Below are 22,188 nucleotides of genomic sequence, written 5' to 3'. Positions count from 1 at the left end.
ACGGAGGAGCCATTCTCGTCGGCCCTGAGCGCGAAGATGGAGATCATCGAGGTCCCGGGCCTTTCGGCGCCCGCGCGGCTCGAACTCGCGCAGGCGGTGTTGGGCGCCCAGGCCGCGGCGGCGGTGGATGTCGTGGATTTCCTTGGTCCGGCCGCGGAGCGGCCCTTTGATCTGATCGAGGTCTGTTCGCGTGCTCACCGCCGACGGGGCCATCGTGGCCCGCGGACCCGGCAGCTGGCGCCTGGACCGCGTCCGCGGCGGCCGCGCCCTGGCGGGGGCCGCGGCCGCATCGGTGGTGGAGCGCGCTCTTGAGGCCGCTCCGGCCGCGCCGCTTGTGGCCCGACTTCTTGCGGTGCATGGCGACGGCGCCGAACCCGAGGACCTCGCCCGGGCGGCGGAGCTGGCCGACGGCGAGGTCCGGCGAACCCTGACGGCGCTCGCCGACCGGGGCCTCGTCCGCTGGACAGGCGCCGGCGTGGCGTTCGCCCACGACCGGCTTCGCGCCGAGGTGCTGCAGCGCATTGCGCCAGAGGCGCGCCGCGAGCTTGCGGGCCGCTACGCCGATGCGCTGGTGCGAGGCGGGGCGGCGGCCGGAGACGGCGAGCGCGGCATGGGCCTCTTGTGGCTGCGTCAGGAGGCGGGTCTCGCCGACGTAGAGCCCCGGTGGTGGCGCGACGCTTTCACCGAAGGCGCCGTCCGCGCACGGGAGATCGGCGACCGCGGCGCCGCGGAGCGCTTCGTGGCCTCGGCGCTGCAGCTGGCTGGAGCCGGGGCGGGCTTCAGCTATCGGCTGCTCGGCGAGGCGGCTTTCGCCGCGATCACCCGCGGCGATGACGCCGAGGCCCGGCGGCACGTGGATCGCATGGAGGCCTATGCCGCCACGCCGCAGGAACTCGCCGCCGCCCAGGAGCTGCGGGTGTTCGCCCGGCGCGCCTCGGGCGATCTCGACGGCGCCCTCGACGTCGCCAGCGAGGTCGTCGCCCGCAACGGGGTCAAGCTGCCGCGACGGCTGACGCCCTGGGACCTGGCCTATGCGGTTGTCCGCTGCTTCACCCTGGATCCCCGCCGGGCGGTGCGCCCCTTGGACGAGGCCACCCTGGCGACCGAGGGGCCGATGATCCGCGCCATCAACGGCATCGGGTCGCTGATCTTCGAGCGCAATCCGCCGCTCGTGGTGGTCTGGGTGACCCGGACCCTGCGGCGCGAGCTGGTCTATGGCACCGCCGCGGGAGCCGCGACGTACAGCCTGATTTCCTGCGCCTTCGGCGACTACCGGAGGGCGGCGGCCTGGGCCGAGGCGGCTGATCGGCTGCAGCGCCCGGATCAGCCTTTGCGGGCGGTCGCCAAGCAGTACTCGACCAACTTCGGGCACGTCTTCGTCCGGCCGCGTCCAGAGACGCGGAGCCGGGGCGACGAGATGGCGGCGCTCGCCTATGCCGGCGGCGACCTGGCGGTCGCCGCCTACGGCAACCGGGACAAGGTGCTGGACGCCCTGTTCAGCGACGATCCGCTGGAGGCGACGGAAGCTGTCGCCGACGAGGCCATCCGGGTGGCCGAACGTCTCGGCGACGCCGCGACCATCCCCCATGTGCGGGCGCTGAGGCAGTTTCTCGAGCAACTGCGGCGGGCCGGCCCCGACGGCTGGCGCCTCGACGGCGGCTATTTCGACCATGCCGCGCAGCGTCGCAGCCTCGAGGCGGAGGGGCTCGCCAACACCGGACGCGGGATCGCCGCCCTGGAGGCGCTGCTGGGCGTGCTGTTCGGCCGTTACGGGGAGGTCGCCGAGCTCAGCCGGCGGCGGTGGCCGACGTTCGGCGCGGCGCCCTTCCAGGCGCAGACCCAGATCTGGGCCTTCGCCACCGGGCTTGCGCTCTACCGCACCGGCGGGGCTCCGTCGAAGCTCGCCCTCTGGAATCTCCGCCGGCTGGGTCGGCTGAACCCGAACGACTTCCGGCACCGGATCCGCCTCCTGGAGGCCGAGCGGGCGCGGGTGCGGGGGCGCCGCCGCGCAGCGATGGCCGCCTACCGTGAGGCGGTGGATGCGTCAGCGCGATCCCGCTGCCTGGTGGAACATGGCCTGGTGGCCGCCGCCGCGGCCGAAGGCGCCGAGGCGCTCGGCGAAGCGGGCGAGGCCCGATTGTGGCGGGAGGCTGCGATCGCCGCCTGGCGCCGCCTGGGCGCGGACGCGCTGCTCGTCGCCCGATATGGGCTGGCGCAGCCGGCGTCCCTCGAGGCGAGGGCCGACGCCGCGGACGCCGCCGAGCGCGCCAGCCGCGCCAAGTCCCGGCTCCTCGCCACGGTGGGGCACGAGCTGCGGACGCCGCTGCAGGGCGCCTTTGGGGCTGCTTGAGCTGGCGCAGCGGCCCGGGGAGCACGTCGACCTGCAGGATCTTCAGCAGGCGATCCGGGGGCTCGCGGGGGTGGTGGAGGACCTGACCGACCTTGGCGCCCTGGACGGCGGACTGATCGCCATCCGCAAGGCGCCCATGGATGTTCGCGCGGTTGTCCGATCGATCGCGGCCTTGCATCAGGCGCAGGCGGCGGGCGCGGGGCGAACGTTGCAGGTGGCCATAGCGGACGGGGCGCCCCTGTGGGTGACGGCCGACGAAGTTCGCGTCCGCCAGGTGCTCGGCAACCTGGTCGCCAACGCCTTGCGCCACGGCCAGGGCGCGGTCGAACTTGGGGTGGACGCAGCAGGACCGCGCCTGCGGTTCTGGGTCGCCGACGAAGGGCCCGAGCTCGATCCCGGCGTCCTCCGACGGATCTTCGAGCCTTTCGAGCGGGGAGTCGAGCGCAACGACGGCGGCCTCGGCGTGGGCCTGTTCCTCGGCCGGCATCTCGCCCTGGCTATGGGCGGCGACCTGCGCGTCGTGGCGAAGCCGCTCGGCAAGGCCTTCGAGCTGGAGATCGCCGCTCCATCGGCGCCGCCTGCCGCCGCCGCCGCCGCCGCGGTCGAGCCCGCCCCCGACCTCGCCGGGCTGAAGGTGCTCCTCGCCGAGGACACCGACCTCAGCCGGCGCGTCCTGGCGGCCCTGCTTAGAGGCGAGGGCTGCGACGTGGTCGAGGTCGTCGACGGCCGCGCCGCGCTAGACCTCGCCGGCGCCCAGGCGTTCGACCTGCTGCTCCTCGACCAAAGGATGCCGCAGCTCACGGGCCTTGAGGTGGTGGAAGGGCTCGCGGGCCGCCAAGGCGGCGCCAACGGCCGCGGCCGCATCGTGCTGATGTCCGCCGGCCTAGACCCGGACCTGCGGCGGCGCGCCGAGGCGCTTGGGGTCGACGAAGTGCTTTCCAAGCCCGTTCTCCTGGAAGATCTCCGGCGTGCGGCGGCTCCGCTCGGGCGGCCGGGGCAGGCGCCGCCGGACCAACGCCGCGTCGACGAGCTCCGGCGACATCTCGGGGCGGCGGCTGAGCCGTTGCTCGCGGCCCTGCGACCATCGCTCGAGGCTGAGTTCGAGGCCCTGGAGGCGGCGATGTCGAGCGGCGATCCCGCCAGCGTCGAGGCTCGGCTTCACCGCCTGCGCGGCCTGACGGCGCACTTCGGTCTCGATGGCCTCACCGCGCAGCTCGAGGAGACCCGTCAGGTCGATATTGCGGCGCTGAGGCGCGCGGCGGCGGACCTCGACTGGGACGGGTTGATGGCGCCGGTCGCCTCCGGGTGAGCCATCGCTCCCGGCGGCGCGCCTTGGCTGACGCGTCGTTGAGCGCGTCGTGCGCAGTGCTTGCACATCCACGCCTGCGTCACCGTATCCGCCGCAGTCGGCGCCTGTGTGTAAGCCTCCGGTAACCTCTCGGGAGGCGAAGCTGCGGCGGCTTCGCGCCGAGTTCCGTGTGCGTGTGTTGAGTGGAGGCGTCGTGCGGCGTTGGGTGGTCCTTCTGGCGAGCGTCTGCGTCGTCGCCGCGCCGCCGGCCCAGGGGCAGCCCCAGTCTGCGCCTGCCGCAAGCCTGGCCAAGGCGATCGAGGATCGCGCCATGGCCACCTCGTTCGACGCCCTGCGCCGCTTCGGCGACGCGGCGGCCGCCCGGCATGACCGGGAAGGGCTGCGGCGCCCTGAACTATGTCGCCACCGTCTATCGCAACCAGCTCGAGCTTGCCCGCTTCGAGCACTACAACGAGATGCTGGCGGAAAACGCCCGCAAGCTGGGCGATGAGCGCTATGCGGAGGTCGCCCGCCTCAACCAGCTCGCGCGGCGCATCGACGAGGGCGACAACGCCGCCGTGAGCCAGCTTGAGGCTCAATTGAAGACCGAGACGGACTGGTTTGCGCGGATCCATGCCCAGTCCATCTGGACCCGCGTCCTCCGCGACCGGCGCGAGACCGGCCAGGCCCTGAAGCATCTCTACGCCGCCGAAGACCTGATCGACTGGGGCGACCCGGACAGTCATCACGCTGCGGCGTCCATCTGGGAAGCCATCGGGCTTTCGCTGATGAGCCTCAACGACCTCGACGGCAGCGCCCGGGCGTTCCGGAGAGCCCAGTTCGAGTACGGCGATCCCGCCTATCCGAAGCCGGATTTCGACGCAGTCTACAATCTGGGCGTCCTTGCGATCCGGCTGGGCGACGAGGTCACCGCCCGTCGCTTCCTGGCGACCCACCACAAGCTTTCGATGCGGCCGGACCTGCCCAGCCTGCGGGGGTGGGACGCCTATTTCTGCGGCCTCTACGCCGAGGCGTTCCAGGGGGCGGGCGAGGTGCTGGACTGCCTCGCGCCCTTGACCGCGGAGCTCAGGGGCGCCGAGCACTTGGCGCCGCGGCTGCTGCCGATGCGCGCCATCGCCCAGGCCCGCACCGGCAACCCGGCCCTGGCCAAGGTTGACCTGAAACGGCTGGTGGCGCTGCGCGCCGCTGGCCGGTTCAAGGACACCGCCTTCGTGCGGGTGCCGGAGGTGGAGGCGGAGATCCTGGCCGGGGAGGGCCGTCACCGGGAGGCCTTCGCCCAGCTGCGCGCCTATGAGCACGAGCGCCGCGTCACCCAGGCCCGCGACACCTATGGCGCCGTGCGGCAGATCACCGGAGCCCTCCAGGGCGAACTCGCCAATGCGCGCAAGGAGGCCGACCTGCGCGCCCGGGCGGTCCGCGCCCAGCGATGGGTGATCCTGCTGGGTCTCCTGCTCGCGGTGGGCGGCGGGATCGCCCTGGCCCTGCAGGTTCGGACCACCCGCCGGCTGCGGGTCGCCCAGGCCCAGGCCGAGGCCGCCAACGCCGCCAAGAGCGCCTTCCTGGCCACCATGAGCCATGAGATTCGCACGCCGCTGAACGGGGTGTTGGGCATGGCCCAGGCCATGGCGGTGGAGACCCTGGAGCCGCGTCAGCGCGATCGGCTGCAGGTGATCCGCCAGTCGGGCGAGTCCCTGCTGGCCATCCTCAACGACATCCTCGACCTCTCGAAGATCGAGGCGGGCAAGCTCGAGTTGGAGATCGTCGACTTCGATCTCACGGACCTGGCGCGAGGCGCCTATTCCGCCTTTACGGCCGTCGCCAACAAGAAGGGCCTGTCCTTCGCCCTGGATACTCGGGCCGCGGCCGGGCGCTACCGCGGCGATCCGAGCCGGATTCGCCAGGTGCTCTACAACCTGATCTCCAACGCCCTGAAGTTCACCGACCAGGGCGAGGTCCGCGTCGTCGCTGAGCACAAGTACGGCACGCTGACGCTGACGGTGACGGACACCGGCCAGGGCATCGCTCCCGAGGCGCTTCCCAAGCTGTTCTCCAAGTTCGACCAGCTGGACAGTTCCACCACGCGCCGGTTCGGCGGAACGGGCCTGGGCCTGGCCATCTGCCGGGAGCTCGCCCAGCTGATGGGCGGCATGGTCACGGTCGAAAGCGAGCTCGGCCGGGGTTCCCGCTTCACCCTGCGCATCCCGCTGGAGCGACTGGGGGATGAACAGGCCCCGACCCCGGCGCCGCCGCCAACCCCCGAGCCCGCGGCCATGGCGCTGCGCATCCTGGCGGCTGAGGACAACGCCGTGAACCAGTTGGTGCTGAGGACCCTGCTGCACCAGCTGGGCATCGACCCGCACATTGTCGAGGACGGTCGCGCGGCCCTTGACGCGTGGCGCACCGGGCATTGGGACGCCATCCTGATGGACGTGCAGATGCCGGAAATGGACGGCCTCGCCGCGACGGCAGCGATCCGGGCGGCCGAAGCGGCGGAAGGCCGGCCGCGAACCCCGATCATCGCGCTCACCGCCAACGCCATGGCCCATCAGGTCGAGGCCTACCGCGCCGCCGGCATGGACGGCTTCGTGGCCAAGCCGGTGGGTCGCGGCTTTGTACCAGGCCCTGGTGGAGGTGCTCCAGGCGGAAGCAGCCGCTGGGGACGAGGCGGGGGAGACGCGGGCGGCGGGTTAGTCCCGCCGCGCCCCTTAGGAGTTTTACAGTATTCAGCGGACCGGCCGCACCGGTCGATAACGGCTGCCGAGCCGCCGCGAACCCATGTCGGGCGATACGCGGCTCGGAGAGCGCGGACATGCCATCGCCGCCACCGATGACGAGCCTCTGCGGCCCGAAGATCGCATACCCCCGCGAACCGCGGCCGTCGCCCCGCACGCCGGCCCCACACCGCCTGGCATGGCGCCGGCGCCCGGAAGACCGCGAGGCCCTGGCCCGGCGGCGCGCCCCATGAGCGGCCGGCGCGTCCTCGTGGTCGACGACGACCCGCTGATCGTCGAGATCTTGATGCTCCGCATGATGATGATGGGCCATGACGCGGACTTCGCGCGGCATGGGATCCAGGCGCTGGAGAAGGTGCTGGCCTTCCGGCCGGACGCCATGATCCTGGACATCGACATGCCGTACCTCGATGGCTTCGCCGTCCTCCAGCGCCTCGGACCTGCGAAACTCGCCCGCCTGCCGACCCTCATGCTTTCCGGGCGCCGCCATCCGGCCGATGTCGCCCGCGCGGTCGGCCTCGGCGCGCGGGACTACCTCATGAAGCCGTTCGAGCCGGACGTGCTCCAGCAGCGTCTCGAGCGCATGCTGCGCAGCTGCGCGGCCGAGGCTTAGCCGTCGGGGACTTCGGCCCTCGGAGCCGCAAGGTGACGTCGACCATGATCTCTGGTCGAGATCCCCTCCAATACCCGCCCGGACCTGATAGGCCGCGCCCCCCGCGGCGGCGCCGTCGCCCCGCGGCGCTGTGGGGCCCGCCAACTCTTCATCGCCCACAGGACAGCCCGTGCCCAGTGTGGTGGGGCTGAACCGGCGCGGCGAGCGGTTCAACCTCTGTCAGGCCGGGCCCGCGGCGAGGGCGTGGCGCCAGCGCGCCAGCATGTCGGCGCGTCTGGCTTGGTCGAGGTTGGCGAGGAGGGCGGGACCCACACGTATGTGTCGCGCCCCGGGTGAGCCATCCTCGGTATGGTTGCGAAGCGGGCGAAGGCGCCCAGCCGTGAGCAGCCGCTGCCCTTCGTCGGAAAGCAGGTAGCCCAGGAACAGGCGCGCGGCGTTCGGATGCGGGGCCGCCCGCGTGACGAACGCGACGCTCGAAATCGCGAAGTGGTAGTCGTTGGGCTCTAGGAACCGGATGTTCGGATCTCGGTTGCGCGCCCACCAGTCGGCGTAGGTCAGCGTCATATTGTAGGCCAGGCGGTGCTCGCCGCTGGACAGCCGCCGCATGATCGCTCCGCCAGGAACATAGAGGCCAGGGCCTGAGCGCGCGATAGCCTCCAGGAGCTCCCACGCCTGGGGATAGATTTGCGTGTCTGCCGAAAGGTACATGAAGCCGACAGCGCTTTTCTCCGGATCGTAGAGCGCGATCTGGCCGCGCCAGGCCTTGGGGTCCTCGTGCAGGGCGCGGAGGAGGGCGGCGTGGCTCTGCGGGGCCTCCGCCAGGACACGGGCGTTGTAGGCGAAGCCCACCGGCTCGGCAGTGACGGCGAAGCCGCGATCGCGCCAGACGGCCCAGGGCGGAAGGTCCTGCGCCTCGCGGAGGCGCAGGCGCTGGGCGTAGCCGTCGTTGACCAGCTTCACCTGCAGGTCCATCGCCGTGCTCCAGGCGATGTCCGCGATCGGGCGGCTCCCGCGGTCCTCCGAGACGATGGCATCGCGGATGCCGACCGAACTGAGTTCGCGGAAGCGGACCTTCAGCCCGGGGTTGCGGCGTTCGAAGCCCTCCGCGACCGCGCCCGCCACGTCGTTATTGGCGTAGATGACGACCTCGCCCTCGCGCTTCGCGGCCCGCGCGACCCATGGGTCCTGGGCTTCGCCTGGAAGGCGGCAGCCGCCGAGGCAGAGCGCCGGGGCAGCCGCCAGCATGGCGCGGCGGCTCGGCTTGACCCCCGAGGGCGGCTGCGCTCCGATAATCAAGATCCTCCCGCCGTTCTGCGTCTCGTCCAAGCATCGCCATGAAGATCCTAGTTGTCGAGGATGACGCGCCGCTGTCGCGATCCCTCGCCGCGTCCTTCGCCGCCGCGGGCCACGAGCCCCACACTGTCGCCAGCGGCGCCGCTGCGCTCGGGGAGCTGGAGGCGCGTGCTTTCGACGCCATGGTCCTCGACATCGGCCTGCCCGACATCGACGGTTTCGAGATTCTCGCCCGGCTTCGGCGGGCGGGCTCTGACTTGCCGATCGTCGTGCTGACGGCCCGCGACGCCGTTCCGGACCGCGTGGCGGGCCTCGACATGGGGGCCGATGACTACGTGTTGAAGCCGTTCGAGCCAGAGGAACTCGCGGCGCGCGTCCGCGCAGTCGTCCGGCGCAAGCGCGGGGCGGCGGCCAATCTCCTGGTGGTCGGCGCCCTGACCTGCGACCTTGAGTCAGGCGCTGCGGCGGTTGGCGGTCGGCCGCTCGACCTGCGCCCGAGGGAGTGGACCGCGCTGAAGGTTCTCGCCAGCCGACCAGCGCGCGTGGTGAGCCGGGAGCAACTGGTCGCGGAGATGTTCCCCGACGAGGCGGCGGTGTCGCCGAACGTCCTGGACGTCCATGTCGGACGCCTCCGTCGAAAGCTGAAGCCGGACGGGCCAGGCATCCGAACGCTGCGCGGCGTCGGCTACAGGCTCGACCCTTGAGGTTGCCCTCCAGCCTGGCGGTTCGGCTGCTGCTCGCCCAAGTGCTCCCCCCTCGCGCTTCTCGCCGCGGCCCTGGCCGGGGGCGGAGCGATGCTGGCGCAGCGGGTGGTGGAGCGGACATCGGACCGCCTGCTGGCCGCCTCCGTGATGGCCATCGCCGAGCAGGTCAGCGCCCGCGACGGGCGCGCGACGGTGCGGCTCTCGCCCTGGTCGCTCGGCCTGCTTGACGGTCCGGAGCGGGACGCGGTCTTCTACGGCGTCCGCCAGGAGGGGCGACTCGTCACGGGTTACGGCGAGCTGCCGCAGTTGCCGAAGGCGCGTGTCGACGCCGTGGTGTTCGGCAACGGCCGGATGTTCGGCATGCCGGTGCGGCTCGCCGAGACGATGGTCGAAGTGCCCGGCCTCCAGGCTCCGGTCTCCGTGGTCGTGGCGCAAAGCCTCGATTCCCGCCGCGCCAGCGTGCGGGAACTCCTGCTCGGCCTGATCGCCCTTCCGGTATGTCTCGTCGGCGGGGCGGCCCTGCTGATCTGGCCAGCGACGGTGTGGAGCCTTCGCCCCCTACAGCAGCTGGCGGCCGAGCTTACCCGCAGGTCTCAGGAGCTGCGCGCCAACTATGCGCCTGCGTCCGTGGTCGGCGTCCCCGTCGAGGTCGCGCCGGTCGTCGGCGCCTACAATGGCCTGCTGGCCACCCTGGAACGTTCCGCCACGGGTCTGGCGCGGTTCGCGGCCGACGCATCTCACCAACTCCGCACGCCCCTGTCGGTGATCACCGCCAACCTCGCGCTGCTCTCCGGAGGACGTCTCAGGCAAGGCGAGGCCGCCGCCCTGGTCCGGGACTCCCGCGACGCCTCTGCCCGGCTGCATGTGGTGCTCAGTCAGCTGTTGGCCTTGGCCCGGGCGGAATCGACCGCCGTCGCCGGCTCGGCCGACGTAGCGCCGGCGGTGCGGCAGGCGGCTGTGGAGGTCATGGGCGCCCATCCGCGGTCGGAGGTCCGCGTGCGAGACGACGCGGCCGCCGCTCGGGTGCGTGGGGATCCCGTGCTGGTGGCGGAAATGTTCCGCAACCTGCTGTCGAACGCCGCCGTCTACGGCGGCGGGATGATCTTCGCCTGGCTGCGTCCGATGCCGGACGGGCGCGTGGCGGTGACCATCTGGGACCGCGGCCCCGGCATGCCGCCGGCCGAACTCGAGCGCCTCGCCGAGCGCTTCTATCGCGGCGCCGGGGCCGAAGGCACGTTGGGCGCGGGGCTTGGGATGGCGGTCGTACAGACCCTGGCTGACGCCTTCGGCGCCGAACTCACCGTCCGGAACCGCCCGCGACGAGGGTTGGCGGTGCAGCTGGTGTTCCAGCCTGCCTAAAACTGTGGCGCCGTAAGCACAGACTGCAGGCAAGCGACGGCTCGGTTCAAAAATCCCCGGGTGGGGGTGCGGGCCGAAAGCTGTCACCGACCTGTCAGCCGCAGACCTCGGCCATCGGCAATGCAACCAGGACGACCTGCTGCGAGATGTTCGCCGGCAAAAATGTGCAGTCAAATGACGGTGGGTGGAATTTGATTGCAGGAAACAGCCTTTTGACAGGTTGATCGAGGCTCAATCTACTCATTCCTGCTCTTGCGGGAGAGATCGGACCTCCCCCGACGCCGAAGGCGCAACCGCCCCGGAAACGCTCAGGCAAAAGGACCGCAGGGCACGGACTGACGCTGGAAAGCAGGTTGGCGCGCCAACCTCGCCGAAGGAGCAAGGGCGCTTGGCGCCTGAATCTCTCAGGCACGGGGACAGCGGGGGCAAGCAAGGCCGGAGGCGTGGACAGGCGCGGGGACCCGCGTGCCGGACGCGTCGTCTCTGGGGAGCGCGGCGCAGACCGCGCCTGCGGAGCCCGGCCACAACAGCTGTCGCTCGCGACGAAAAAGGGGATCTACCAATGTCGAATTCTCGCCGTAGGCGCTCGCGCCTGCTGATGGGCTGCAGCCTTGCGCCCGCGCTTTTTGCCGCCGCCTACGCTTCGGGCGCATTCGCCCAGGCTCCGGCCGCGTCCGGCGAGGTCGAGGCCGTCGTGGTCACCGCCTCGCGGATCGACGTGGCCGGATTCGAAGCCCCGACGCCCACTGTGCACGTGACTCCGGAGGAGCTGCTGGTCGGCGCCCGGCCCAATGTCGCCGCCGCGCTGAACGACATGCCGCAGTTCCGGGCGACGACGTCGCCACAGACCACCGGCACCAACACGGGCGCCGGCAACGCGCCGCTCGACCTGCGCGGGCTCGGGATCAGCCGCACGCTGGTGCTGCTCGGCGGCCGTCGCTTCACCAGCGAGAACGATCTCAACACGATCCCCACCGTCCTGATTGGCGGGGTGGATATCGTCACCGGTGGCGCTTCGGCCGCCTGGGGCTCCGGCGCCGTGGCGGGCGTCGTGAACATCAGCATCGACCGCGAGCTGGACGGCGCCAAGTTTGGCGCTCAGTACGGTATCTCCTCCCGTGACGACGCCGCCGAGATCCGCGTGGAAGGGGCCTATGGGGCCGAGTTCGCCGGCGGGCGCGGCCACTTCGTGGTGGGTGGCGAGTACCTCGACAACGACGGCGTGGTCCCGAAGATCTCTCGCAAGAACGTCGGCCGCTGGTCGCAGGTGGCCAACAGCGCCATCCCTGGCACCTTCATCAACGTGGGCGATGTCGGCTTCTCGAACGCGGCCTATGGCGGCCTGATCCTGTCGGGCGTGCTCGCCGGCAAGGCCTTCAACCCCGACGGCTCGCTGCGCGACTTCGCGCGGGGGCACGGTGGTCGGCACGTCGATGATCGGCGGCGAGGGCCCCTCGAACGACGACCTCAGCCCGCTGGTCACGCCGCAACGCCGCTACGCCCTGATGTTCGGCGCGACCTACGATCTGACGGACAACCTCAAACTGACCGCCGACGTCCTGCGGTCGCGGATGTGGAACAACTACATCTGGTTCGGCGACCATAACCGCGGCAACCTGACGATCAGCCGCGACAACGCCTTCCTCTCGCCGGAGGTCCGCAACGCCATGCTGGCGGCGGGCCAGACGACCTTCACCATGGGCCGGTTCAACTCCGACCTGTCGTACGGCACGATCGACTTCGAGCGGGTCAACACGCAGGTGTCGGTCGCCCTGGACGGCTCCTTCGCCGACGACGCGTGGCGCTGGAGCGCCTTCTACAGCCACGGCGAGTACCAGAACAACATCGATACGCCCGGCTTCCAGCTTCGCCAGGAGTTCGCTTGGGCGGTGGACTCGGTGATCAGCCCGACGACCGGCCAGCCGATCTGCCGGATCGCGCTCACCAACCCCTCGACCAACTGCGTGCCGCTGAATCTATTCGGCCTCGGCGCGCCGTCGCAGGCGGCCATCGACTACGTCACCGGTACGCCGCGGCAGCGCGCGACGACCAAGCTGGACGTCGGCGGCGTCAGCCTGCGCGGCGAGCCCTTCGCACTGCCGGCCGGCGACGTCTCGATCGCCGTCGGCATCGAGGCCCGCAAGGAGCAGATCAAGCAGACCGTCGGCGAGCTGGACGCGGCGAAGGCCTTCACGTCGTTCAGCTTCTCGGCCATGGCCGGCGAGTTCACGGTGAAGGAAGCCTTCGGAGAGATCCTGATCCCGGTGCTGGCCGATGTCCCCGGCTTCAAGAAGCTGGACCTGAACGCCGCCGCCCGCATCTCGGACTACGACACGACCGGCTCGATCTGGTCGTGGAAGGTCGGCGCCACGAACGAGTTCTTCGGCGGCTTCCGCGGCCGGGTCACCCTGTCGCGCGACATCCGCTCGGCCAATCTCTCCGAGCTCTTCACCACGACGACCACCGGGTACAACAACATCAACGACCCGGTGAAAGGCCAGACGGTTTATGTGCTGAACAACGGCGGCGGGAACCCGGAGCTGACGCCTGAGACAGCGGACACGTTCACGGCCGGCGTCACCTACCAGCCACCGTCGATCCCGGGCCTCAACCTCTCTATCGACTACTTCAAGATCAAGATCGACGACGTCATCACCACCATCGCCCCGCAGGACCTGGTCACCCGCTGCTTCAACGGGAACACCGACCTCTGCGCCAAGGTGGACCGGGACGCCGATGGCAATCTCGTCCGCACCCGCTCGACGTTCGTGAACCTCTCGAAGTACGAGACGGACGGGGTCGACGCTGAAGTGTCCTACCGCGCCGCAATGGAAGACCTGTTCGCCAGCGCGTCGGGCAAGCTGACCCTGCGCCTGGTCGGCACCTGGGTGAACAGCCTGACCACCGACGACGGCATCAGCGTGATCGAATACGTGCGGTCGCAAGGGTACTCGTTCGGCCTGGGCGTGCCCAAGCTACGCGTGATGGCCAGCGCCGACTGGAAGGGCGACGTCTTCGGCGGCTTCGCCCGCGCCCGCTACATCTCGAAGGGCAAGTACAACTCGACCATCAACATCGTGAACAACAAGATCGACGCCTACACCTACTTCGATGTGGGTTTGAACGCTCGACTGTCGGTCGATGACCACAATGTCGAGCTCTACGGCGCGGTGACCAATCTGTTCGACAAGGATCCGCCGCCCGGCTCGCTCTACTCGCCCTACTACGACGTGATCGGCCGCTACTTCACGGTCGGCGCCCGCGTCGCCTTCTGATGCGCATGGGCGGGCCGCGCCCCTGCGCCCGGCCCGCCGCCCTTGCCTACGAGAGTATCCCAATGCTGACCCGCCTTTCCGCGGCGATGGGCATGACCCTCGCCATCGCCGCGCCCGCCGTGGCCGCCGTCCCGCCGCCCGCCGCCGTCGTCGCCGACGAGCTCCCGGCGGTGCCGGAAACGCTGGTGGACGCCACCCGGCCTTACCTGCAGTCGCGTCGCGCCGCCTTCCTGGGCTGGAACCCCGCCGACCGCTCGATGCTGATCAAGACCCGGTTCGGCGCAACGGAGCAGCTCCACGTCGTGCAAACGCCCTATGGCGACCGCCGCCAGGTGAGCTTCGAGGACGAACCCATCATGTTCGCGGCCTTGTCGCCCGACGGTGCGACGACCGTGGTGCAGAAGGACGTGGGCGGCGGCGAGTTCTACCAGCTCTACACCCTGAAGGACGGCCGCCTGTCGCGGATCACCGACGGCGAAAGCCGCAATTGGTTCGGCGCCTGGGTCCGGACGGCAAGCTGATCGGCTACGCCTCCAGCCGCCGGAACGGCGCGGACATGGACCTCTACGTCGCCGATCCCACGACACCGGGCAGCGAGCGCCTCGTCGCGCAGGTGACCGGCGGCGGCTGGAACATCGCCGACTTCTCCGAGGACGGCCGCACCGCCCTGGTCGCCAACCGCACATCCATCAACCAGACCGTCATCTACGAGCTGGATCTCGCCAGCGGGAAGCTCACCCGCGTCACCGACCCCAAGGCTCAGGTCTCCTATCCCGGGGCCCGCTACGCGCCGGACGGCACGATCTGGACGACTTCGGACAAGGATTCCGACTTCCTCCGGCTGGGCAAGCTCGATCGGAAAAGCGGCCGGTTCACGCCCGTGAGCCGGGAGCCGAAGTGGGATGTGAGCGATTTCGCGATCTCGCCTGACGGCAGCTTCCTGGCCTATGCGATCAACGACGCCGGCGTCACGCGGCTCCGCGTAATGGACATCGCCACCGGGGTGACCCGCAACGTCGACGGGCTGCCGGCGGGGGTCCTCAACTGGAGCATCGGCGACCCTATCCATATTGCGCCCTGGGGCGACATCGGCCTGAGCCTCTCGTCGGCGCGCGTGCCGGGCGACGCCTTCTCGATCGATCCCAAGACCCTGGCGGTGACCCGCTGGACCCGGAGCGAAAGCGGCGGCCTCGACCCCGAAGCCAACGTCGAGCCCAAGCTGATCGAGGTCAAGAGCTTCGACGGCGAGCCGGTCTCCGGCTTCCTCTACAGTCCCGACCCGGCGAAATTTCCCGGGAAGCGGCCGCTGGTGATGGACATTCACGGAGGGCCTGAAGGCCAGGTCCGCCCCGACTTCATCGGCTCGTGGAACTACCTGATCAACGAGCTGGGCGTCGCGGTCTTCATGCCGAACGTCCGCGGTTCGTCGGGCTTCGGAAAACGCTTCGTCAACCTCGACAACGGCCCGTTCAAGCGCGAGGACTCGGTCAAGGACATCGGCCCGTTCTACGACGCGCTCGCCCAGGACCCGGCGCTCGACGCCAGTCGGTTCGGCGTCTCGGGCCTCTCGTACGGCGGCTACATGTGCTACGCGGTCGCGATCCGCTACGGCGACCGCCTGAAAGGCGCGAGCTGCACGGTCGCGATCTCCAACTTCGTCACGTTCCTGGAGAACACCCAGTCCTACCGGCGCGACCTTCGCCGGGTGGAATACGGCGACGAGCGCGATCCCAGGCAGCGCGCCAAGCTGCAGGAAATCTCGCCGCTTAGCTCCGTCGACAAGATCAAGATCCCCATGATTGTCGCGACGGGAGGCAACGACCCCCGCGTGCCGCCGTCGGAGGCGGACCAGGTGATCGCGGCGATCCGCGCTCGCGGCGGGTCGGTCGGGCACCTGCTTGCGAAGAACGAGGGGCACATCTTCCAGAAGAAGGAAAACGCCGACTACCACTTCTGGACGGTCCTCCAGTTCTGGCGAAAGAACCTGCTGGGGGAGGCGGTCGAATAGCCGGCCGCCCCCGGGAAGGAAGCCGCTGATGCGCCGGCTCACGAGCGTCGCCGCCGCCCTGGTCCTGTTCGCTTCGGCCAAGGTTGTCGCCGCCCAGCCGATGGATGTGGCGACCGACCACCACATGCATGTGCATTCGCCCGAGATCCTGGCGATGCTTCCGGCCTATTGCGAGAGCCCGCTGCGGAAGCGGCCCTGCGACCCGGCGTTCGTGAATCCCCTGTCCGTGGCCGACGCCCTTGCGGCCCTGGATGCGGCCGGCGTTCGACGGGGCTGGTTGATGTCCACCGGCTACCTGGCGGAGAGCGCGCTGATGGGGCCGGTTCCGGCCGACGCCCCGCAGCGCCTCCATGCCGCCAACGCCTTCACGGTCGGGCAGGCGCGGGCCCATCCTGACCGGCTTGTCGCTTTCATCGGGCTCAATCCGCTGACGGAGACGGCGCTCGCAGAGATCGCCGCTTGGCGGGCGGACCGCACCGCCTCGGGGATCAAGCTGCACCTGACCAACTCGGGTGTGGATCTGCGCTCCCCGGCCGACGTGGCGCGATTGAAGGCGGTCGTGCGCGCCGCCGCGGAGGCGCGGTTCGCCATCATGATCCACATGCGCACCAGCTCGCCGGACTACGGGCGCGAGGACGCCCAGACCTTCATCCGGGAGGTTCTGCCCGAGGCGCGCGGCGTGCCGCTGATCATCGCCCATTCGGCGGGGTGGGGCGGGATCGACGCCCCGACGCTGGCCGCGCTGGGCGCTTTCGCCGACGTGATCGCGCACGATCCGATGATCGCCAAGAATCTCTGGTTTGATCTGGCGCAGGTGTATCGTCCCGAGGCGACGCCGGCCGACCGGGCGGCCTTCTCGGCGCTGCTCCGGAGAATAGGTCCGGAGCGGTTCGTTACGGCGTCGGACTGGCCGTTCGCTGGCGATTTGCGTGCCTACTACGAGGGGCTTGCGGCAGAGACGTCGCTGACCGCCGCAGAGGTGAGGGCAATCGGCCGAAGCAAGGTTCCACTTCCTCGCGACGGCAAGCTTCCCCGCTTGCCATGATCCGTGGAGCGATGAGCACGCTCCTGGGGCGCCGCGCGAGCCCCAGTGCATTGGCGGCCTAATCGGCGCTGCACTCAAGTCTCAGTGAGTCCAGCCTCTCCACGATAGGGAAGATCGCCGCCGTCAGACCACGTAGCCGTCGCAGAAATTCGAGGTCGTGCCGCGGCGCCTACGCCATAGTGCGACGTTGCGCGCCAAAGTCCGCGTTGGGTCGTTAGCCGACGTTCCGAAGGTCCGCTCAAGTGCCGAAAGGCCGCCTTTGCTTTTCCCTTTTGTGGACATCCCTGCCTGGATCCGTGGGATAGGGAGGTCGGCCAAACGCCAGAAGACTACATTCAGCTCAGCAAAGGAGGCTCGTCGGGCGGGCTCTGGCCGCACGATCATGCTCCCGGCACAGGCGAATGTATGCGAGCGTTCGCCGAATTTCTGACTCAGGAGCCAAGATGATCAAAATCGCGCTGGCTCTCCTTGCGTTTACGGCAGCGGCGTGTGCGACATCTGTGAGTACCGTCGGCCCAGACGCAACAGACGTGACGACACAAGCCGATGGCTCGGTCGTTCGTACCTACCCCGGTGGTATTCGCAGCATGACCTTGCCGGATGGGTCGGTTGTAGAGTCCGACCACAGCGGCAAGACGCCGGTTCTCTGCGCCTGGCGCCTCTATGTAACGGTCCAGGAAGTCGGTGCTCGCTGTTTCCCCGGGCAAGACGCGGCCTTTCAGCGCGAACTGGCAACGTCGATCGGTCGGATCGAGGGCTTCATACGGAAGAACCAGTGGGGGCGACCAGCGGCCCAAGAACTGCTCTCGCAGAAGACTTATGGCGTCGCTGACATTGAGCGTATGGGACGTGACGAACTCTGCCGCTCTGACGCGGTCGAACTATACCGGGACATGAAAGGCTCGCCCGGCGACCTGCGTCGCGCGACGCAGGACATGCTGTCTACTCCCCGGAAACCAGTGACGAACCCGTGCGTCTGACGACCACGAGATGGATTTCCTTGGAGATTTCGGAGTTCCGCTTCAAGGCGTGGATCTAGCTTCTGCTTCCCGCCCGTTGCAGAATTCGCGTGCTCGTGACCAACTCTCGCTGAACAGGTTCGCTGTACCTGGAGAAGCACACATGCGCCCGTTTGACTCTCTTCGGCACGACGCTCGTCGAGACACCATGTGGCTGGGAAAGGGTACGCCCTGGCTCATGGTCGTCGGTGTGATCGTCATCGCCGCACTCGCAGCGTGGGCGCTGAACTAGGCCCGCTCTCCACCGTTGCGGCCCTTGAGCTTCACGGCTTAGCTGTGTCCATGAGCCAGCTGACGCTTGGGCATGTCCCGGACAACAACAACGATATGAACCGTCTAGGGCTTGCCGTGGAGACGGACCATTTTACCGGCCGCGGATGGTGCTGGACGGATCGTGCTTCGCTTGAGAGCTTCGCCGCTCATCGCCATGCGCCAAGGTCCGCGTTGGGTCGCGAGCAGAACTTCGCTCCAAGGCTGGAAGCAGACATTCGCGCGGACCGCCCCGACAGCAGACATGCCGGACGTCTGCTAGGGGTGATGGGGTGGACGCCCCCCGACGGCATCTGCGTGCCAGAGTGAGGTGTTAAGCTTCACTGGAGGGAGGCGCCCGTGGGCGAGATTACCACCATTGGCCTTGACATCGCGAAGTCGGTTTTCCAGGCGCACGGAGCTGATGCATCCGGCTCCGTCATCTTCCGCAAGAAGCTGCCGCGCAGCCGCCTGCTGAGCTTCTTCGGCAGCCAGCCGCCGTGCGTGGTGGCGATGGAGGCCCGCGCCGGTGCCCATCACTGGGGCCGCGAGCTCGCCAAGTTGGGGCACACCGTCCGACTGATCCCGCCGGCCTACGTGAAGCCCTTCGTGAAGCGGCAGAAGAACGACCAGGCGGATGCCGAGGCGATCTGCGAGGCGGCCCAGCGGCCGACGATGCGGTTCGTTGCAGTGAAGAGCGTCGAGCAGCAGGCTTCGGGCGTGGTCTTCCGTGCCAGGGACCTCTTGGTGCATCAGCGCACGCAGCTGATGAACGCCTTGCGGGGTCACCTGGCCGAGTACGGCCACGTCGCGCCGAAGGGCGTGATGCACATCGAGCGGCTGGTGGCGCAGATCGAGAACCCGGATAGCGAGATTCCCGAGGCGGCTCGGACGAGCCTGAAGGCCATGGTCCGCATGCTCGATCAGTTGGCCGCCGAGATCTCGGTCCTCGATGCGCAGATCGCGCAGCGGGCGAAGGAGGACGTCGTCGCCCGCCGGCTGATGACGATCCCCGGCATCGGCCCGGTCACGGCTGCAGCCTTGGTCGCGCTGGCCCCGGCGCCAGAGACCTTCCGGTGTGGCCGCGATTTCGCCGCCTGGGTCGGCCTCACGCCCGTGCAACGATCTACCGGCGGCAAGCAGAAGCTCGGCTCGATCACTAAGGCCGGCGAGCGAACGTTGCGGCGACTCCTGGTGATCGGCGCCAGCGCGGTGATCAAGCAGGCGCTGATCCGAGGCGCGCCGGCGGGCTCATGGCTGGCGCAGATGCTGGCTCGCAAGCCGCGGATGCTGGTGGCGGTCGCCCTGGCCAACAAGACCGCCCGGATCGTGTGGGCGCTGCTGGCGAGAGGCGGAATTTACAGAGCTCCGGCGCTGGCGGTCTGACCGCCGTCAGCTCCAGAGGCGTCGAGGCGTAAGTCGGACGATGGAGGGTATGGCGCACAGTCGGCGAGACGGGATCGGGAAAACCAGGGCTTTCCACCGTGCTTCACGAGCACGCTACGGGGAATTTGGACCCGGTCCGCGAACTCCCATACGGGCCAGCGCCGTCATGGCGGCGCATCACAGGCCGGACAGATGGCAGCAGCATCCGACGAAGCGTCAGAACCCCATCACGTCAGACTTGCGCTGAAGGGGGCGTCCACAGATGGTTAGCGGACCTACGTCGACGCCGTCTGAAACCGGCTGTGAGCCGCATCGAACCTGTCCGCTAGACGCAAATAGCTCTCAGACCATCCGCTACTTAACGCCACTTCGCAGATGGGCCCGGTCGCAGCGAACAAGACGTCGAGATCCACGCGGGAAGCGCTTCCGCCACCTTTGATAGCCGCGATGTGACCGTCGAGCTCTGCCAAAGCTGCGTTTGCGTCAGACCAGCTGGACCAAGCAAAGTCATTCTCAGGATGCGCCAGCGCGCTCCTCGCTAATTCCAACACTCCGATGAGCTCTGTGCGCGCATCCACCGGCGAAGGTTCCTCCTGGAAGGCTCATCGGGCAAGCGGGCTTTCCAGGTTCCGCTAAGGGTCGAGGCTGTGTAAAAACGCGAAGCAGGGCAGACTCCTGACACACGGGTCGGGAGGCGCTGATGAGCCGCTTCGTCGAGGGTGAAGATCGCCGTCAGCCGGTGCTGCTTCCCAGCTGTCTGGACGACTACGTCAGCGACGAGAACCCGGCTCGGCTGATCGACGTCTTCGTTGATGAGCTGGATCTCGGCGGCCTGGGTTTCGAGATCGTCCCGGCTGCGACGGGCCGGCCGGCGTATCACCCGGCGATGCTGCTGAAGCTATACATCTATGGCTACCTCAACCGGGTGCAGTCGAGCCGGCGGCTGGAGCGCGAAGCACAGCGCAACGTCGAGCTGATGTGGCTGACGGGGAAGCTCGCGCCGGACCACAAGACCATCGCCAACTTCCGGAAGGACAACGGCGCAGCGATCCAGGCGGCCTGCGCCCACTTCATTGTGCTGTGCCGTCAGATCGGCCTGTTCACTCAGGCGGTGGCTGCGGTGGACGGCAGCAAATTCAAGGCGGTGAACACCCGCGACAAGAACTTCACGCCGGCCAAGCTGAAGAAGCGGATCGAGCAGGTCGCGGAGCACATCGCCGGCTATCTCCAGGAGCTGGACACCGCCGACCGTCTCGAGGGCGAGGCGGTCGAAGCCCGCACCGTGAAGCTCAAGGACAAGATCGCCACGCTGCGGGCGCAGATGCAGGCGCTGAAGGCGATGGAGGCGCAGGTGGAGGCGTCCCCTGACGGCCAGGTATCGCTGACCGATCCGGACGCGCGATCCATGGCCACGAGCGGCCGCGGCAGCGGCATCGTCGGCTACAACGTCCAGAGCGTCGTCGACGCCGAGCACCACCTGATCGTCGCCCATGACGTGATCACCACGGGCAGCGATCGCCAGCAGCTCGCCGAGATGAGCGGCAAGGCCAAGGACGCCATGGGCGTGGAGCGGCTCGAGATGCTGGCCGACCGAGGCTACTTCTCCGGCGAGGAGATCCTGGCCTGCGAGCAGATCGGCGTGACGCCGTACGTGCCCAAGCCGCTCACCTCAGGTGCCAAGGCCGATGGACGCTTCGGCAAGCAGGACTTTGCTTACGTGCCCGAGCAGGACGCCTATCGCTGTCCCGGCGGGAGCCTGCTCCGGCGGCGCATGACGACCGTCGAGAAGGGGCTCACCCTGCATCGCTACTGGGATCGGGCGAGCTGCCAGGCCTGCGCGCTGAAGCCCCAGTGCACGCCCAGCGTCGAGCGCCGGATCACCCGCTGGGAGCATGAAGCCACGATCGAGGCGCTGCAGCGGCGGATGGATCTCGCGCCCTACGCCATGCGGGCCCGCCGGCGGATCGTCGAACACCCCTTCGGGACGATCAAAGCCTGGATGGGCCACACCCACTTCCTAATGAAGCGGCTCCCGAACGTGAAGACGGAGATCAGTCTCCACATCCTCGCCTACAACATGAAGCGGGTGATGCAGATGCTCGGAACGGGGCCGCTGATCGCGGCGATCCGGACCTGAGGGAGCGGCGCGTCTAGCCCGCCTGCCATCAGCGGCTCAGCGCCGGCAGCGAGTTTTTACACGGCCTCGGTCGATTGCGGACGTTGGCTTCCCACCGGAAAGCGGAAGTTCTGAAGTAGGCCATCTCGACCAGACCCTCTCGACCTCAGAGGCTGAACTTCGAAGGAGAGAGCCTCAGTCCTGGCAGCGGCTGCACCGCCCGTGAGCCTCCAAGGTCATGGCGCGGAGCTGAAAGCCGCCACGCGCCTTGATCGCCGCCATAACCTCCCCGACTGGCGCCTCGAACTCTTCCACCGCGTCGCAGCAGTCACAGAAGAGGAAAGACGCTGCGTGGGCCTCGCCGTCATGACGATGGCAAGCGACATAGGCGTTCCGGCTGGCGATGCGATGCGCGAGGCCTAGCTCGACGAGCGCATCCAGAGCTCGGTAGACCGTGGGTGGCGCCGTTTGGCCACCGGGCTGGAATGTGGCGACCAGGTCGTACGCCTTCACCGGGCCGCCGGCTCTTAGCAGCAGTTCTAGCGCCCGTTCGCGCTGCGGCGTCCAGCGCATGCCCGCCTTTGCAGCCCGTTCTCGAGCCTCGCCAGCGGCGGATCGCAATGCGGCGTCTGTGATCGGCGCCTTTGCAGCGTGGCGGCACGCGGCGGCCTCATGCTTGTCGCTCATCGGCCCAATGTAGTCCGCCGGGCCGGCTCTGCCTACGCGGCCG

Annotated in this window: 17 protein-coding genes, 1 pseudogene and 1 riboswitch; of the genes and pseudogenes, 16 read left to right on the top strand and 2 right to left on the bottom strand. The window is 69.0% G+C overall.

Features of this window, described 5'->3' with window-relative positions:
- Nucleotides 1-190: 190 nt before the first annotated feature.
- The 4 genes from LRS10_RS20415 to LRS10_RS20400 all read left to right on the top strand — a co-directional run bounded on the left by LRS10_RS20415 (nucleotide 191) and on the right by LRS10_RS20400 (nucleotide 7,004).
- On the top strand, nucleotides 191-2,350 hold the full coding sequence (locus tag LRS10_RS20415; RefSeq protein WP_257838845.1) for a hypothetical protein: 2,160 nt from the start codon (nucleotides 191-193) through the stop codon (nucleotides 2,348-2,350).
- Nucleotides 2,337-3,659 (top strand): hybrid sensor histidine kinase/response regulator, encoded by a 1,323-nt coding sequence (locus LRS10_RS20410; RefSeq protein ID WP_257838844.1) that lies wholly within the window; start codon nucleotides 2,337-2,339, stop codon nucleotides 3,657-3,659. The genes LRS10_RS20415 and LRS10_RS20410 overlap by 14 nt, the downstream gene beginning before the upstream one ends.
- A gap of 365 nt (nucleotides 3,660-4,024) precedes the next feature.
- The gene (locus LRS10_RS20405) at nucleotides 4,025-6,490 is read left to right on the top strand and encodes an ATP-binding protein (RefSeq protein ID WP_257838843.1); all 2,466 of its coding nucleotides are present in this window, start codon (nucleotides 4,025-4,027) and stop codon (nucleotides 6,488-6,490) included.
- 130 nt (nucleotides 6,491-6,620) lie between these two features.
- Nucleotides 6,621-7,004 (top strand): response regulator transcription factor, encoded by a 384-nt coding sequence (locus LRS10_RS20400; protein ID WP_257838842.1) that lies wholly within the window; start codon nucleotides 6,621-6,623, stop codon nucleotides 7,002-7,004.
- Nucleotides 7,005-7,223: 219 nt separating this feature from the next.
- Here the strand turns inward: LRS10_RS20400 and LRS10_RS20395 are convergent, their stop codons facing one another.
- Nucleotides 7,224-8,249, bottom strand: coding sequence for an ABC transporter substrate-binding protein (locus tag LRS10_RS20395; RefSeq protein WP_257838841.1), 1,026 nt, complete (start codon nucleotides 8,247-8,249; stop codon nucleotides 7,224-7,226).
- 89 nt (nucleotides 8,250-8,338) lie between these two features.
- Here LRS10_RS20395 and LRS10_RS20390 point away from each other — a divergent pair, with 89 nt between their 5' ends.
- The 12 genes and pseudogenes from LRS10_RS20390 to LRS10_RS20335 all read left to right on the top strand — a co-directional run bounded on the left by LRS10_RS20390 (nucleotide 8,339) and on the right by LRS10_RS20335 (nucleotide 21,479).
- A complete protein-coding gene (locus LRS10_RS20390; RefSeq protein ID WP_257838840.1) occupies nucleotides 8,339-9,001 on the top strand; it encodes a response regulator transcription factor in 663 nt (220 codons plus the stop codon).
- 63 nt (nucleotides 9,002-9,064) lie between these two features.
- Nucleotides 9,065-9,895: pseudogene (locus LRS10_RS20385) on the top strand (sensor histidine kinase N-terminal domain-containing protein); the annotation flags it as partial.
- Nucleotides 9,896-9,967: 72 nt separating this feature from the next.
- Nucleotides 9,968-10,360 carry a sensor histidine kinase KdpD gene (locus LRS10_RS20380; protein ID WP_257839221.1) on the top strand — a complete coding sequence of 131 codons (393 nt, stop codon included), beginning with the start codon at nucleotides 9,968-9,970 and terminating at the stop codon, nucleotides 10,358-10,360.
- A 245-nt stretch (nucleotides 10,361-10,605) separates the two neighbouring features.
- Nucleotides 10,606-10,694, top strand: a riboswitch (glycine riboswitch).
- 228 nt (nucleotides 10,695-10,922) lie between these two features.
- A complete protein-coding gene (locus LRS10_RS20375) occupies nucleotides 10,923-11,966 on the top strand; it encodes a TonB-dependent siderophore receptor (RefSeq protein ID WP_257838839.1) in 1,044 nt (347 codons plus the stop codon).
- On the top strand, nucleotides 11,866-13,635 hold the full coding sequence (locus tag LRS10_RS20370) for a TonB-dependent receptor domain-containing protein (protein ID WP_308238031.1): 1,770 nt from the start codon (nucleotides 11,866-11,868) through the stop codon (nucleotides 13,633-13,635). The genes LRS10_RS20375 and LRS10_RS20370 overlap by 101 nt, the downstream gene beginning before the upstream one ends.
- Before the next feature lie 62 nt (nucleotides 13,636-13,697).
- Nucleotides 13,698-14,156 (top strand): hypothetical protein, encoded by a 459-nt coding sequence (locus LRS10_RS20365; RefSeq protein ID WP_257838838.1) that lies wholly within the window; start codon nucleotides 13,698-13,700, stop codon nucleotides 14,154-14,156.
- Complete coding sequence (locus LRS10_RS20360) at nucleotides 14,123-15,643, top strand: prolyl oligopeptidase family serine peptidase (protein WP_257838837.1); 1,521 nt, start codon at nucleotides 14,123-14,125, stop codon at nucleotides 15,641-15,643. The genes LRS10_RS20365 and LRS10_RS20360 overlap by 34 nt, the downstream gene beginning before the upstream one ends.
- Before the next feature lie 28 nt (nucleotides 15,644-15,671).
- Nucleotides 15,672-16,688, top strand: a complete 1,017-nt coding sequence (locus LRS10_RS20355) for an amidohydrolase family protein (protein WP_257838836.1) — start codon at nucleotides 15,672-15,674, stop codon at nucleotides 16,686-16,688.
- 443 nt (nucleotides 16,689-17,131) lie between these two features.
- On the top strand, nucleotides 17,132-17,668 hold the full coding sequence (locus LRS10_RS20350; RefSeq protein ID WP_257838835.1) for a T-complex 10 C-terminal domain-containing protein: 537 nt from the start codon (nucleotides 17,132-17,134) through the stop codon (nucleotides 17,666-17,668).
- A 142-nt stretch (nucleotides 17,669-17,810) separates the two neighbouring features.
- Complete coding sequence (locus LRS10_RS20345; RefSeq protein WP_257838834.1) at nucleotides 17,811-17,939, top strand: hypothetical protein; 129 nt, start codon at nucleotides 17,811-17,813, stop codon at nucleotides 17,937-17,939.
- Between the two features lie 377 nt (nucleotides 17,940-18,316).
- Nucleotides 18,317-19,342 carry an IS110 family transposase gene (locus LRS10_RS20340; RefSeq protein ID WP_257838833.1) on the top strand — a complete coding sequence of 342 codons (1,026 nt, stop codon included), beginning with the start codon at nucleotides 18,317-18,319 and terminating at the stop codon, nucleotides 19,340-19,342.
- Between the two features lie 700 nt (nucleotides 19,343-20,042).
- On the top strand, nucleotides 20,043-21,479 hold the full coding sequence (locus LRS10_RS20335; protein WP_257835611.1) for an IS1182 family transposase: 1,437 nt from the start codon (nucleotides 20,043-20,045) through the stop codon (nucleotides 21,477-21,479).
- Between the two features lie 174 nt (nucleotides 21,480-21,653).
- Here the strand turns inward: LRS10_RS20335 and LRS10_RS20330 are convergent, their stop codons facing one another.
- The gene (locus tag LRS10_RS20330; RefSeq protein WP_257838832.1) at nucleotides 21,654-22,145 is read right to left on the bottom strand and encodes a Fur family transcriptional regulator; all 492 of its coding nucleotides are present in this window, start codon (nucleotides 22,143-22,145) and stop codon (nucleotides 21,654-21,656) included.
- Nucleotides 22,146-22,188 lie beyond the last annotated feature (43 nt).

Origin of the sequence: Phenylobacterium sp. J426, assembly GCF_024699945.1 — a bacterium.
Classification (GTDB): Bacteria; Pseudomonadota; Alphaproteobacteria; order Caulobacterales; family Caulobacteraceae; genus Phenylobacterium.
The sequence above is the reverse complement of the archived record's forward strand: the minus strand, read 5'-3'. Positions and strand labels throughout refer to the sequence as shown.